15 protein-coding genes are annotated in these 13,408 nt (G+C 68.8%); 1 reads left to right on the forward strand and 14 read right to left on the reverse strand.

Annotated features, from left to right (window positions below):
* Nucleotides 1-7: 7 nt before the first annotated feature.
* The 11 genes from QMA07_RS02345 to coaA all read right to left on the reverse strand — a co-directional run bounded on the left by QMA07_RS02345 (nt 8) and on the right by coaA (nt 9,931).
* On the reverse strand, nt 8-1,228 hold the full coding sequence (locus QMA07_RS02345; protein ID WP_290159706.1) for a hypothetical protein: 1,221 nt from the start codon (nt 1,226-1,228) through the stop codon (nt 8-10).
* Nucleotides 1,212-2,267 carry a hypothetical protein gene (locus QMA07_RS02350; RefSeq protein ID WP_290159708.1) on the reverse strand — a complete coding sequence of 352 codons (1,056 nt, stop codon included), beginning with the start codon at nt 2,265-2,267 and terminating at the stop codon, nt 1,212-1,214. The genes QMA07_RS02345 and QMA07_RS02350 overlap by 17 nt, the downstream gene beginning before the upstream one ends.
* 3 nt (nt 2,268-2,270) lie before the next feature.
* Nucleotides 2,271-2,777 carry a hypothetical protein gene (locus QMA07_RS02355; RefSeq protein ID WP_290159709.1) on the reverse strand — a complete coding sequence of 169 codons (507 nt, stop codon included), beginning with the start codon at nt 2,775-2,777 and terminating at the stop codon, nt 2,271-2,273.
* Complete coding sequence (gene tsaD / locus QMA07_RS02360; RefSeq protein ID WP_290159711.1) at nt 2,777-3,847, reverse strand: tRNA (adenosine(37)-N6)-threonylcarbamoyltransferase complex transferase subunit TsaD; 1,071 nt, start codon at nt 3,845-3,847, stop codon at nt 2,777-2,779. The genes QMA07_RS02355 and tsaD overlap by 1 nt, the downstream gene beginning before the upstream one ends.
* Entirely contained in the window at nt 3,844-4,350 is a 507-nt protein-coding gene (gene rimI / locus QMA07_RS02365) for a ribosomal protein S18-alanine N-acetyltransferase (protein WP_290159713.1), read from the reverse strand. The genes tsaD and rimI overlap by 4 nt, the downstream gene beginning before the upstream one ends.
* Nucleotides 4,347-4,970 (reverse strand): tRNA (adenosine(37)-N6)-threonylcarbamoyltransferase complex dimerization subunit type 1 TsaB, encoded by a 624-nt coding sequence (gene tsaB / locus QMA07_RS02370; protein WP_290159714.1) that lies wholly within the window; start codon nt 4,968-4,970, stop codon nt 4,347-4,349. Before tsaB ends, rimI begins: the two co-directional genes overlap by 4 nt.
* A 20-nt stretch (nt 4,971-4,990) precedes the next feature.
* Nucleotides 4,991-5,488 carry a tRNA (adenosine(37)-N6)-threonylcarbamoyltransferase complex ATPase subunit type 1 TsaE gene (gene tsaE / locus QMA07_RS02375; protein WP_290159716.1) on the reverse strand — a complete coding sequence of 166 codons (498 nt, stop codon included), beginning with the start codon at nt 5,486-5,488 and terminating at the stop codon, nt 4,991-4,993.
* Nucleotides 5,485-6,591 carry an alanine racemase gene (gene alr / locus QMA07_RS02380; protein ID WP_290159718.1) on the reverse strand — a complete coding sequence of 369 codons (1,107 nt, stop codon included), beginning with the start codon at nt 6,589-6,591 and terminating at the stop codon, nt 5,485-5,487. Before alr ends, tsaE begins: the two co-directional genes overlap by 4 nt.
* Nucleotides 6,588-6,947: a holo-ACP synthase gene (locus tag QMA07_RS02385; RefSeq protein ID WP_290159720.1), complete on the reverse strand. Its 360-nt coding sequence runs from the start codon at nt 6,945-6,947 to the stop codon at nt 6,588-6,590. Before QMA07_RS02385 ends, alr begins: the two co-directional genes overlap by 4 nt.
* 134 nt (nt 6,948-7,081) lie before the next feature.
* Nucleotides 7,082-8,929, reverse strand: a complete 1,848-nt coding sequence (gene glmS, locus QMA07_RS02390; RefSeq protein WP_290159722.1) for a glutamine--fructose-6-phosphate transaminase (isomerizing) — start codon at nt 8,927-8,929, stop codon at nt 7,082-7,084.
* Between the two features lie 57 nt (nt 8,930-8,986).
* A complete protein-coding gene (gene coaA / locus QMA07_RS02395) occupies nt 8,987-9,931 on the reverse strand; it encodes a type I pantothenate kinase (RefSeq protein WP_290159723.1) in 945 nt (314 codons plus the stop codon).
* 36 nt (nt 9,932-9,967) lie between these two features.
* Here coaA and QMA07_RS02400 point away from each other — a divergent pair, with 36 nt between their 5' ends.
* Complete coding sequence (locus QMA07_RS02400) at nt 9,968-10,912, forward strand: Ppx/GppA family phosphatase (RefSeq protein WP_290159725.1); 945 nt, start codon at nt 9,968-9,970, stop codon at nt 10,910-10,912.
* 34 nt (nt 10,913-10,946) lie between these two features.
* On the opposite strand, the gene glmM is transcribed toward QMA07_RS02400, so the two are convergent.
* From glmM to rplM, 3 genes are read right to left on the reverse strand one after another with little or no spacing between them, the layout of a single operon-like run.
* Entirely contained in the window at nt 10,947-12,305 is a 1,359-nt protein-coding gene (gene glmM, locus QMA07_RS02405; protein WP_290159726.1) for a phosphoglucosamine mutase, read from the reverse strand.
* Nucleotides 12,306-12,319: 14 nt separating this feature from the next.
* On the reverse strand, nt 12,320-12,805 hold the full coding sequence (gene rpsI, locus QMA07_RS02410; RefSeq protein ID WP_042539158.1) for a 30S ribosomal protein S9: 486 nt from the start codon (nt 12,803-12,805) through the stop codon (nt 12,320-12,322).
* Between the two features lie 27 nt (nt 12,806-12,832).
* The gene (gene rplM / locus QMA07_RS02415; RefSeq protein WP_042539156.1) at nt 12,833-13,279 is read right to left on the reverse strand and encodes a 50S ribosomal protein L13; all 447 of its coding nucleotides are present in this window, start codon (nt 13,277-13,279) and stop codon (nt 12,833-12,835) included.
* Nucleotides 13,280-13,408: the final 129 nt, after the last annotated feature.

Raw genomic sequence — 13,408 nt, forward strand, 5'->3', positions numbered from 1 at the left:
TGCAGCGCTAGCCGTCGGAGTCGTCGGACGGGATGTCGACCTGGATCGGATCCTGCTTCTCGCCGCCGAGTTCGAGGGTCTCGCCCGGGCTCATCGTCTGCTCCGAGGCGACTGCTGCGCTGTCGCCGGAGACCACGAGGTACGGCGTGCCGTTCGGCGTGTAGGCGAGTCGCACGCTCCACTCCGCAGCGGCGGTCCCCGTCTCGTCGACGGTGAGTCCTCGGGTCTCGATGCCGTCGCCGGAGTACCCCTCGTCTCCCGACGCACGGCAGTCGACGCTCTCGACGGCGTCGACGATCAGACAGTCCTGCACGTCATCGTTCTCGAAACGCTGTGCGCGCCAGACGGGGGCACCGCGGAAGTAGCCGACGACCGAGAACGAGTACTCCTCGAAGCCTTCCTCGATCAGCTCCTCGGCCCGCTCCCGCTCGTCCCCTGCGAACTGCGACAGCCAGGAGTTCTGGTCCGAGCGCCAGCGCTGGATGATCCCGACGATCTCGCCGTTCATCGCCCGAGCAGCAGACGCCCAGATCTCCTCCGCGCCCTCCTCGCCCTCGCCGGGCGCGGTGACACTCGCACTGAGACCGATGGCGTTCCCGTCCTCGATCTCGACCGCAGGCTGACACTGATCCGCCGATTTGCCTGCGGCATCGAGCGTGATGCAGATCGTCGCACCCTCTTCTTTGGTGGCGTACCAGAGGAGGACGTCCTCGTCCCGGCCGATCGCTCGCAGGCTGCCCGGGTCGAACTCGCCCTCGGCCTGCAGTTCGGCGCGTCGCTGCTGCTGCTCGGAAGTCAGCGCCACGGCATCACCCGACTGGCCGAAGAGCGCCCATCCAGCGCCGAGGCCGATCACGAGAAGCGCTGCGGATGCGGCGATGGCAGCCTTCCAGTGTCGTCGGACCGCTGCACGAAGCCCCCTGTCCCCGAGGGGCTGCTGCCCACCGGCCTCCTCGCCGGCTGGACTCCCGGCGGGATGCCCGATCGGCGGGTCGGTGACGGCGGACTCGACATGCAGGGGCAGCGACTCCTCGGCCGAACGCGGCATGTCGAGTGCATCGGCGCCCTGCCCCGCCGCAGGTGCGGAGCGAACGGTCACGGCCGGCTCGACGCGCATGGACTCGAGTTCCCGCAGCCTGGCCGCATCGTCCTCGGTCAGGCCGCCGTCGCGACCGTATGCTCTGACCTGCAGGGCGCGCAGCTCGGCAGACTCACTCTCGTGCAGCATCGTCGCTCTCCCAGCCCCTCGTGACGGTGAGGTACTGCTGACCGTAGCCGAACTGGTACTCGTACCGGGTCGTCTCGCCGTCGTGTGCGATGTCGAGCACGAGCGTGCGATCCGCATCGGCCAGCATCAGGCTGTCGTCGCACGCCATCGGAGGGTCCGGCATGGACCCGTCATAGACGAGACAGTATCGCTGGGTGGATGCGTCTATCCCGGTCCAGATCGGCACCTGGTCGTCGTAGCCCACGACCTGGATCGTGCGCCTGTCCAGGTCGGTCTGCTCGGCGAGGGTCGTCGCCGCCTCCGCCTCGTCTGGGCTCGCGAACATCGAAGCGGATTGCGGCGAGGTGATGTAGCTGCGGGTGATGACCGCAGGCTCACCGTCCTCGGTGAGGAACATCTGCGCCTGCACATCGTAATTCTGGTTCTGACCCACGGGCTTCGTGAGCGTCGCATTCACACCCAGGATCATCGCCTGCTCCCGCGTCGTGCACGCCGGAGCCGTCGCGTCTTCGTGGCCGAGCACGAGACACACGTCCGCGCCGTCGTTCTTCGTCGCGAACCAGATCACGACGTCCTCTTCCTGCGTCATGGCACGCACGGAACCCGGGTCGAAGCCACCCGACGCGACGATCGCACTCTGCCACTCCTGCTGCTGCGCCGTGAGCTGCATCGGGGCAGGACCGCGGTCGGCGAAGATCAGCCAACCCAGCACGGCGCCGACGACGGCCGCGGCGATCGCGACGGCAAGGCGCCAGTGCTGTCGCAGAGCAGCGAGAGCGGAGTCGACGTGGGTGACCCCGGTGGCGATGGCCGCCTCAGACACCGGGGCCCCGTCTCCCTCGGCGGCGCTCGACGCGGCGGGGGCGACGTGTGCGTGTCGCCGCTCTGCGGCCTGTGGCTCCGGCGGCCTCGCCCCGCGCGCGTTCCCCGCCTCCAACTCGCGCAGCCGCGCAGCCTCCGCCTCACTCAGCGCACCGGAGCGACCGTAGGCCCGCGCCTGGAGAGCCCGCAGCTCGACGGATTCATCCGCGTCGAGCATCCGCTATCCGAGTCTCTCGAACTGCATCCCGGCCCAGACGAGCCAGCCGAGGCTGTAGACGGTCGCGCACAGACCGAGCACGAGTGCCCAGCGTGCGATGGCGCGACTCTCGACGGGCCGGCGCAGCGACATGATCGACGCGATCACGGAGACGACGGCTATCGGTATGCCCCATCCGACGAAGAACGAGGAGACCAGAGCGACGATGGCGGCCATCAGCGCCCAGGGTGCGAGGCGGGTGTCGTCGACGGCAGTCGCGTCCGTCGAAGGCGCCCAATCGGGGCCACGCCCGATGTCATCGGCCACAGGACCGCTGACGACCACCGGCTCGACGCCGACCGGCCCCGTCGGCAGCTTCGTGTATCCCTCGCGGCGCGACCCCGGGATTCGCGCCGAACCGGCCGGATGCTCGACCTCGTCGCTCGGGCGCTCGATGCTGGTCGGAGGCAGCGAGACACCGGACGCTGGTTCTGCACTTCCCGGATCGGGCGTGCGCGGCACGTCGCTCATCACATCACCGCAACGCGCTCGTCGACCTGGATCTCGGTGACCGGGAGTGTGGAGTCGGCTCCGAACGCGAGAGTCGACGGGCGTCGACCCGACGCGATCAGCTCCGCGGCGAGAGCCGCGATCATCGCCCCGTTGTCTGTGCAGAGAGACAGGGGCGGGATGCGCACGGTCACGCCCGCTTTCTCAGCCCTGGCGAGTGCGACCTCACGGAGTCGCCGGTTGGCGATCACCCCACCGCCCAGCAGCAGGCGTGGCACTCCGAGGTCCGCGCACGCGGCGAGCGCCTTCGTCACGAGCACATCGACCACGGCCTCACGGAAGCTCGCGGCCACATCGGCGACCGGGACCGGCACGCCGTCGGCCTCGCAGCGCTCGACCCAGCGTGCGACCGCCGTCTTGAGCCCGGAGAACGAGAAGTCGTAGCGGTGCTTCGCGAGGTCGGATGCCCGCGACAGCCCGCGCGGGAACCGGATCGCGTTCGGGTCGCCGTCGAGCGCGGCCCGATCGATCTCGGGGCCGCCGGGGTACGGCAGCGACAGGAGGCGTGCGACCTTGTCGAACGCCTCCCCCGCGGCGTCGTCCATGGTCTCGCCCAGCATCTCGACGTCGGTCGTGAGGTCGCGCACATGCAGCAGAGACGTGTGCCCTCCCGACACGAGGAGCGCGACCGTCGGGTACTCGAGAGGCTCGGAATCGGGGGTCAGGATGTCGGCGGCGATGTGACCCACCAGGTGATTGACGGCGTAGAGCGGCTTGTCGAGCGACACGGCAAGACCCTTGGCGGCACCGACGCCGACCATGAGCGCCCCTGCGAGACCCGGACCGCTGGTCACGGCGACGGCGTCGAGGTCGTCCAGCCGCACCCCGGCCTCGGCCAGCGCGGCGTCGATCGACGGCTGCAGGGCTTCGAGATGGGCTCGGGCGGCGACCTCGGGAACGACGCCGCCGTAGCGGGCGTGCTCGTCCATGCTCGACGCGATCGTGTTCGACAGCAGGGTGCGTCCGCGGACGATCCCGATGCCCGTCTCGTCGCAGCTCGTCTCGATGCCCAGCACCAGAGGCTCGGTCATGCGGTCGCCTCCTTCGTGGCATCCGCGGCAGGCTCGTCGGGCCGATCGGAACGCGGATGCTGCATCACGAGGCGCATCACGATCGCATCGACGTCATCGGGCTGGTAATAGCGACGACGGCGGCCGATCTCCTCGAACCCTTCGGAGAGGTAGAGCCGCTCAGCACCGGGATTGTCGGCACGCACTTCGAGGAAGACCTCCCTGGCTCCGCGTTCGGCTGCGGCAGCGAGAAGCGACCGCAGCAACGCGCGACCGCGACCGGCACCCCGGTGCTCCGCATCGAGGGCGATGGTCTGGATGTCGGCATCGCGCGATCCCTGCAGGGCACGGACCCCTCCGTAGCCGATGACGACGCCGTCGTGCTCGTCGACCAGGTAGCGGCCGTGCGGGCTCGCGAGCTCCAGCGCCATGGCCTGAGAGCTCCACGCGTCGGTGGGGAACGAGCGATGCTCTATGGCCATGATGGCGTCGAGGTCGTCGGGCGTCGCTGCGCGCAGAGTCATAGCCCCACCTTCTTCGGCGCTCCGGGCACGGTGACGTCGGGCTGCCGCAGGTACAGCGGCTCCGACCCCGTGAGCGTGCGCCCTGCGGCCACCGCTCGGGCACCCACACGAGCGAGGTCGACGGCCGACAGCGTCTCGACATCGATGCGACGCATGCCGTCGAGGTGCTCGTCTGCGTCGGCCCGCGCGACCAGCACCGTGTCGGCGACCATGTTCGGGATGCCGTCGACATCCGTCCCCGCGAAGACGGTGATCGCGACCTCTCGCCGACGGGCATCGGTGACGATGGCGAACGGGTCGGTGACGGCGTCTCGCTCGATCGCGGTGAGCGCCGCGGCGAAGTGGCTGGGCACGGGGATGACCGGGATCCCCCGGCCCATCGCGAAGGTGCGCGCGGTCGCGATGCCGATGCGGAGTCCGGTGAAGGGGCCCGGCCCCATGCCCGCCACGACCTGATCGATCGATCCGCTTCCGGTCTCGTCGAGGGCGCGCACGAGCAGCTCGCCGATGACCTCCGCGTGACCGAGCGGGTCGGCGGCCGACGCGTCGGACAGACGTGTGCCGTCGTCGTCGATGAGGGCGACGGCGGTGCCCAGGGAGGTGTCGACGGCAAGGATCACCTCTCCAGGGTAGCCGCCGTTCAGCCGGTGATCGCTGAGCGCCCGCCGCGCGTGATCGTCACGTGCCGCGGGGCATCCGCGTCGAGCTCGGACGGGTCGAGATCGCCGTCGCCGCCGACCGGGCGCTCCAGCTCGATGTCCCACCAGGTCTCTGCCAGTTCCTCGGCCATTCCGCGCCCCCACTCGATCACCACGACCGATCGTGCCAGGTCGAGGTCGAGGTCATCGAGTTCGGCGCCCGATCCCAGACGGTAGGCGTCGACGTGCACCAGCGGGGCGCGTCCGACGAGCGACGGATGGGTTCGTGCGATCACGAATGTGGGGCTCTGCACGGGCCCGCGCACTCCGAGGCCCTCCGCGAGGCCGCGCGTGAACGTCGTCTTCCCCGCGCCGAGGGGCCCGGTGAGGATCAGCAGATCTCCGGCTTCGAGGCGCTCTCCGATGCGGAAGCCGAGCTGCTCCATGGCATCAGACGTCTCGATCTCGCGGCGCCCGAGGAGAGCCAGGTCGACGCTCATGCCGACCGCCGGGGCACGCGGGGGCCGATGCGCGTGACGATCTCGTAGTCGATGGTAGACGCGGCGTTGGCCCACTCGGCCGCAGAGGGCACCCCGAGCGTCGGATCGCCGAACAGCACCACTTCGTCGCCGACCGATACCGGGGCGTCGCCGACGTCGACGACGAACTGGTCCATGGCGATCCTCCCGACGTTGGTGTACCGACGTCCGCCGATCGACACCGGCAGGCGCCCGGAGGCGTGACGCGGCACACCGTCGGCGTACCCCAGGGGCACGAGCACCAGCGTGGTGTCGCGCGAGGTGCGGTGGTCATAGCCGTACGACACCCCGGCGCCCGCCGGCACCCGACGGACGGCCGCGATCGCGCCCCGGAGAGTCATCGCGGGGCGGAGTCCGAGCTCGGCCGACGAGCGGTCCTCGAACGGAGAGAGGCCGTAGATGCCGATGCCGACGCGCACGGCATCCAGTCGCATCTCGGGCAGATCGATCGCGGCCGCGGTGGCCGCGATGTGCCGGATCTCGGGATGGATGCCGAACGAGGCCGCTGCGGCGACCGCCTCCTGGAACTTCGCGAGGGCCTCGCGGTCGTCCTGAGGCGAGGTGTTCGAGAGGTGGCTGAAGAGCCCGATGACGCGCAGTCGTCCGATGCGCTCGAGACGCGCGGCCTCGGCGAGCACGCGCCGCCAATCCGCCGGTGCGATGCCGTTGCGCGAGAGACCCGTCTCGAACTTCAGGTGCACGCCGACCGGGCGGTCGACAGACGCGACCGCGCCGGCGGCCTCGAGCTGGTCGAACGATGAGATGCCCACTTCGATGTCGTGCGCTGCCGCCTGGTCGAACCGCTCGCCCGGTGCGTGCAACCACGCGACGATCGGAGCGGTGATGCCCTGACGACGCAGCTCGAGAGCCTCGGGGATCTCGGCGACGCCCAGACGGGTCGCACCGCCGGCGAGGGCTGCGACGGCCACCGCGGCGGCGCCGTGTCCGTAGGCGTTCGCCTTGACCACGGCGATCACCTGCACCCCGGTGAGACGACGGAAGTGGCGGACGTTGTCGCTGATCGCATCGAGCTCGACACGGGCCTCGCGGAACGGAACGGTCACAGGGGCTCTCCTTCTGCCACCACGAAAGCGGCGGCGAGACCTGCGTCGTGGGTGAGGGTCAGGTGCAGGCGGGTGATCCCGCGCTCGGCGACGACGTCGGCGGTCGACCCCGAGAGAACGAAGTGCGGGCGACCAGAAGTCTCGGATGCGATCTCGATCTCGATCCAGTGCACCCCATCAGACCCGCCCAGGGTCTTGATCAGGGCTTCCTTCGCGGCATACCTCGCTGCCAGGGAGGGAAGGCGCAGCGCCCGCTCCCCCGGAGCGAACAGTCGCTCCAGCAGCCGCGGCGTGCGCTCCATCGTTCGCTCGAACCGCGGGATGTCCACGAGGTCGATGCCGGTCCCGATGATCACCCGTTCAGCCTAGTCGCGGCATCCGCATCCTTCGGCTCCTGCACCCCTGCTCGAAAACGGATGCATGCCCAGATCGCTCATCCGGGCATGCATCCGTGATTCTGACCTGCAGGTGCAGACCGGGAACCGACGGACTACTCGACGGTGACGGACTTGGCGAGGTTGCGCGGCTGGTCGACGTCGAGGCCCTTGGCCGTGGCGAGTGCCATGGCGAAGATCTGCAGCGGGACGACGGCGAGCAGCGGCTCGAACATCGCTCCGGCGAGCGGGATGCGGATGACTTCATCGGCGAACGGCAGGACCGCCGCGTCTCCCTCTTCGGCCACGACGATCACACGGGCACCGCGGGCACGGATCTCCTGGATGTTGGAGACGACCTTCGAGTGGACCACGGCCGAGTGGCGGGGCGACGGCACCAGGACGAACACCGGCTGCCCCGGCTCGATCAGCGCGATCGGACCGTGCTTGAGCTCGCCGGCGGCGAACCCCTCTGCGTGGATGTACGAGATCTCCTTGAGCTTGAGCGCGCCTTCGAGCGCGATCGGGAAGCCCACGTGGCGACCGAGGAAGAGCACCGAGCGGGTGTCGGCCATCCAGCCGGCGAGCTGAGTCACGTGCTCCTGCTCGCTCTCGAGGACCTTGGCGATCTTCTCGGGGAGAGCGGTGAGCTCGGCGACGTCGACGGATGCATCCTGCACCGAACCGCGCACGCGCCCCATGTGCAGGCCGAGCAGCAGCAGAGCGGTGATCTGCGCCGAGAACGCCTTGGTCGACGCGACCGCGACCTCGGGCCCTGCATGCGTGTAGACCACGGCGTCGGACTCACGAGGAATGGTCGCGCCCTGGGTGTTGCAGATCGAGAGGGTGCGAGCTCCGCGCTCCCTGGCGTACTTCACCGCCATCAGCGTGTCCATGGTCTCGCCCGACTGGCTGATCGAGATGACGAGTGTGTCATCGCCGATCACCGGGTCACGGTAGCGGAACTCATGTGCCAGCTCGACATCGACGGGGATCCGCGCCCACTGCTCGATCGCGTACTTTCCGACCAGCGCCGAGTAGGCGGCCGTGCCGCACGCGGTGATGATGATGCGATTGATGCCGAGGAACAGCTCGTCGAGGCCGTCGAGCTCCGGGATGACGACCTGGTCGCCCTGGATGCGACCGCGGATCGTGTTGGCGACCGCCTCGGGCTGCTCGGCGACCTCCTTGGCCATGAAGCTGGACCATCCGCCCTTCTCCGCGGCGGCGGCGTCCCATGACACGTCGAACGGCTCGGCTTCGACCGGCGTGCCGGCGAAGTCGGTGACCGCGACGGCATCCGGGGTGATCGACACGATCTGGTCCTGGCCGATGGCGAGCGCCCTGCGCGTGTGCTCGATGAATGCGGCGACGTCGGAGCCGAGGAAGTTCTCGCCCTCACCGAGGCCGATCACGAGTGGCGAGTTGCGTCGTGCACCGACGACGAGCCCCGGGTGATCCTGGTGCATCGCGAGCAGGGTGAACGCGCCCTCGAGGCGGTTGACCACGGCGCGGAACGCGCCCTGCAGGTCCCCGCCGTTGGTGCGGTACTCACGACCGAGCAGCGCGGCCGCGACCTCGGTGTCGGTCTCGCTGCGGAATGCCACACCGTCGGCCAGCAGTTCGTCCCGCAGCGAGGCGAAGTTCTCGATGATGCCGTTGTGGATCACCGCGAGCTTGTCGTCGTCGGCGAGATGCGGGTGCGCGTTCTCGTCGGTGGGGCCACCGTGGGTGGCCCAGCGGGTGTGCCCGATGCCCGTGTTGCCGTCGGCGAGGGCTGCGTCTTTGAGCGAGTCGCGCAGCATGGCGAGCTTTCCCGCCTTCTTGCGCATGCCCAGCGAGCCGTCGCCGTCGATGACCGCGACGCCTGCCGAGTCATAGCCGCGGTACTCGAGACGGGCGAGCCCTGCGAGCAGGATGTCCTGGCTGGGGCGCGGGCCCACGTATCCGACGATTCCACACATGTGGTCAAGAGTAAGGCGGGGTTTTTGCGAAGGTTCCGAACGAAACCCTGACCCCGCTCAGAGCTTGCGGAGGAGAACGCTCTCGACGCTGTGGTCGACGCCCTTGTTGAGCACGAGCCGGGCCCGGTGCTTGGTCGGCATCACGTTCTCGACCAGGTTCGGCATGTTGATCTCGTTCCAGTAGCCGAGCGCCGTCGTGATCGCCTCCTCGTCGGTGAGATGGGCGAAGACGTTGAAGTACGACGAAGGATTCGAGAAGGCTCCCTGGCGCAGGGCCAGGAACCGATCGACGTACCACTTCTCGATGTGCGAGGTGTCGGCGTCGACGAAGATCGAGAAGTCGAAGAGATCGCTGACGGCCACATCGTTGGGTGCCGGCGGTGGCTGCAGCACGTTCAGTCCTTCGACGATCACGACGTCGGGACGCCGGACGACCACATGCGCGTCGGGCACGATGTCGTAGCGCATGTGCGAGTAGAACGGCGCCCGCACCTCTGCGGCCCCGCTCTTCACCTCGGTGAGGAACTCGAGCAGCGCCCGCCGATCGTACGACTCGGGAAACCCCTTGCGCTCCATCAGGCCTCGGCGCTCGAGCTCGGCGTTCGAGTGCAGGAACCCGTCCGTCGTGACGAGTTCGACTCGAGGGGTGCCCGGCCACCGACTCATCAGCTCGCGCAGCAGGCGGGCGATGGTCGACTTGCCGACGGCGACGGACCCTGCGACTCCGACCACGAACGGGGTCGTCGAGTCGTCTTCCTGCAGGAACGAGCTCGTCGCGGCTCCCAGACGCTTCGTGGCCGTCGCGTAGAGGCTGAGCAGCCGGCTCAGGGGCAGGTAGACCTCCCGCACCTCGGCGAGATCCAGGCGGTCTCCGATGCCGCGAAGCTCGACGACCTCGGTCTCGGTGAGCGGCTGGTCGAGACCCGCCGCCAATCGCGCCCATTCGTCACGCCCGATCTCGCGATACGGAGACAGCGGCAGCGTGGGGTCGACAGTGGTCACGGATACATCGTAACGGCGCACGAGTAGTCTCTATCCGTGCGCCTGGGAGTACTCGACATCGGTTCCAACACCGTCCACATGCTCGCCGCCGATGTTCGACCCGGCGGTCGACCGCTGGCGACCACGAGCGACCGCACCGTGCTGCGACTGATGCGGTACCTCACCGACGACGGCTCGATATCCGAAGAGGGAGTGCTCGCGCTCGAGGCGGCTGTGGCTCAGGCGCGCAGAGTCGCGGATGCCGAGCGGGTCGACGAGCTGCTCGCCACCGCGACGAGCGCGGTGCGAGACGCCCGGAACGGTGCCGACGTGATCGCCCGCATCGAGGCGGCCCTCGGCCAGCCACTGCAGGTTCTCGACGGAGAGACCGAGGCCGAGCTCACCTTCCTCGCCGTACGGCGCTGGTTCGGCTGGTCGGCAGGACAGCTGCTGCTGCTCGACATCGGCGGCGGCTCGCTCGAGGTCGCGGCCGGCGGGGATGAGCTGCCGGATGCCGCGGCATCCGTCCCGCTCGGAGCAGGACGCATGACCGTGCAGTTCCTGCCCCACGACCCTCCCGGCGAAGACGATGTCGAACGCCTGCGGGAGCACGCGACGGCCACGCTCGCCGAGGTGCTCCCCCGGTTCACGGCGTTGCCGCGGCCCGATCACGTGGTCGGGTCGTCGAAGGCGATCCGGTCGCTGGCCAGACTCGCCGGCTATCCGGTTCCGGGGTGGTCGGGAATCCAGCGCATGGTGCTGCCCCGCGCCTCACTGGGGTCGTGGATCCCTCGGCTGGCCCGCCTGCCCGCGTCCGCGCGGCAGGAGCTCCCCGGCATCACCGCGGATCGCACGTTCCAGATCGTCGCGGCCGCGGTCTCGCTGCACGCCGCCATGACCGCGCTCGACGTCGATGAACTCGAGGTGTCTCCGTGGGCGCTGCGCGAGGGCGTGCTGCTGCGGTACATCGAGCAGCTGAACTGGAGCGCGCCGCGCGGCTGACCTGTGGTCGGTGCCGCACGGCGCGCTCGACGCTTCAGAGCGAGAGTCGCTCGCGCACGACGGCGACCAGACGGTCGGCGTACGCCTGAGCGGATTCGGCATCCGCAGCCTCGACCATGACCCTGACGAGGGCCTCGGTTCCCGACTTGCGGAGAAGCACACGACCGGTGTCGCCGAGTTCGGCGGCGACCGCGTGCACGGCCTCCTGCACGACGGCGTCGGACTCGAGTGCGTCCTTGTCGACGTCGCGCACGTTGATGAGCACCTGCGGGTACACGGTCATCACGCTCGCGAGTTCGGCGATCGTCTTGTTCTGACGGGCCATCTCGGCGACCAGGTGAAGCCCCGTGAGCAGTCCGTCGCCGGTCGTGGCGAACTCGCTCATGATGACGTGCCCCGACTGCTCGCCGCCGAGGGCATAGCCACCCCGGTCCATGTCCTCGAGGACATAGCGGTCGCCGACCGCGGTCTGGCGCACGGTGATGCCGTGCTCGCGCATGGCGACGTGCAGGCCGAGGTTGCTCATCACGGTGGCGACGAGCGTGTCGTCGGTCAGGTGACCGCGCTGCTTCATCGACACCGCGAGGATCGCCATGATCTGATCGCCGTCGATGACGTTGCCCTGAGCATCGACCGCCAGGCATCGATCGGCGTCGCCGTCATGGGCGATTCCGATGTCGGCGCCGAGGCGCACGACAGCCTCGGCGAGCTGGTCGAGGTGGGTCGACCCGACGCCGTCGTTGATGTTCCAGCCATCCGGGTCGGCACCGATCACGGTGACGTCGGCACCCGCATCGCGGAAGGTCTCGGGAGACACGCCCGATGCCGCGCCGTGGGCGCAGTCGAGCACGACCTTGATGCCGTTCAGGCGGTTCGGCAGCGAGCCGAGCAGGTGCACCACGTAGCGGTCCTCGGCGTCGGAGAATCGGTCGATCCTGCCCACGCCCGCACCTGTGGGGCGCAGCTTCTCGCCCACCATGGCCTCTTCGATGCGCTGCTCGACGACGTCGGGCAGCTTCACGCCGCCGCGGGCGAAGATCTTGATGCCGTTGTCGGGGGCCGCGTTGTGCGAGGCGGAGATCATCACACCGAAGTCGGCGTCACGATCGGCGACGAGGAACGCGAGCGCAGGAGTCGGAATGACCCCGGCTTCGAGCACGTCGACTCCGGAGGAGGCGAGTCCTGCGGCGACCGCTGCAGTGAGGAAGTGACCGGAGACGCGGGGGTCGCGGGCCACCACTGCAGTGAGTCGCTTGCCTTCGGCTTTGCGAGCCTCCGCAGTACGGCCCTGGCCCAGGACGACAGCAGTCGCCTGGGCCAGGGTGAGCGCGAGGTCGGCGGTGAGGATGCCATTGGCGAGTCCTCGCACACCGTCCGTGCCAAAGATCGGCATCGGAGCGGTTGACCTTAACGCTTCGAGTACTGAGGCGCCTTACGGGCCTTCTTGAGTCCAGCCTTCTTGCGCTCCTTGACGCGAGCGTCGCGCGAGAGGAAGCCGGCCTTCTTCAGGGTCGGACGGTTGTTCTCCTCGTCGATGCCGTTGAGCGAACGAGCGATGCCGAGACGCAGTGCGCCGGCCTGACCCGAGGGGCCACCACCGGAGATGCGCGCGATGACGTCATAGCCGCCGGCGAGGTTGAGGATCGTGAACGGGTCGTTGATCAGCTGCTGGTGCAGCTTGTTCGGGAAGTAGTCCTCGAGCGTACGGCCGTTGACCGTGATCGTTCCCGAGCCGGGGACGAGACGCACGCGGGCGATGGCCTGCTTGCGACGGCCGACAGCGGCACCCGGGACGCTGAGCACGGGGCGGGGAGCCGCCTCGACTGCGTCGGTCTCGGGAGTCGAGGTCGAGAAGTTCTGGGGGTTTTCGGTGGTGTCCTGGATGTCAGCCACGAGTATGTCCTTAAGTCTTTACGGCGCTTACTGGGCGACCTGGTCGAGGGTGTACGTCTGCGGCTGCTGCGCGGCGTGCGGGTGCTCGGCACCGACGTACACCTTGAGCTTCGACAGCTGCTGACGGCCCAGGCTGTTCTTGGGGAGCATGCCACGGATGGCCTTCTCGACAGCGCGGATCGGGTTCTTCTCGAGGAGCTCGGCGTAGGTGACCGACTTCAGTCCGCCCGGGTAACCCGAGTGACGGTAGGCCAGCTTCTTCTGGAGCTTCTGACCGGTGAGCGCGACCTTGTCGGCGTTCACGATGATGACGAAGTCACCCGAGTCGATGTGGTTGGCGAAGGTGGGCTTGTGCTTGCCACGCAGGAGCGTAGCGGCGTGCGAGGCCAGGCGGCCGAGAACGACGTCAGTGGCGTCGATGACGACCCAGTCGCGCTGGACTTCGCCAGCCTTCGGGGAGTAAGTGCGCGTCACGATAGTGCTGCTTTCTTGTTCGAACGGAGAAGTTCGTGAATCCCACTCCGGGGTGGTTCTTCCCTACAGGGATGAACACGCCAGTGGAGGGCTCACGTTCGTTAGTGCTCGGCAGTCGAGTACCAAAGA

The sequence above is a fragment of the Microbacterium sp. APC 3901 genome, from assembly GCF_030407765.1.
Lineage (GTDB): Bacteria > Actinomycetota > Actinomycetes > Actinomycetales > Microbacteriaceae > Microbacterium.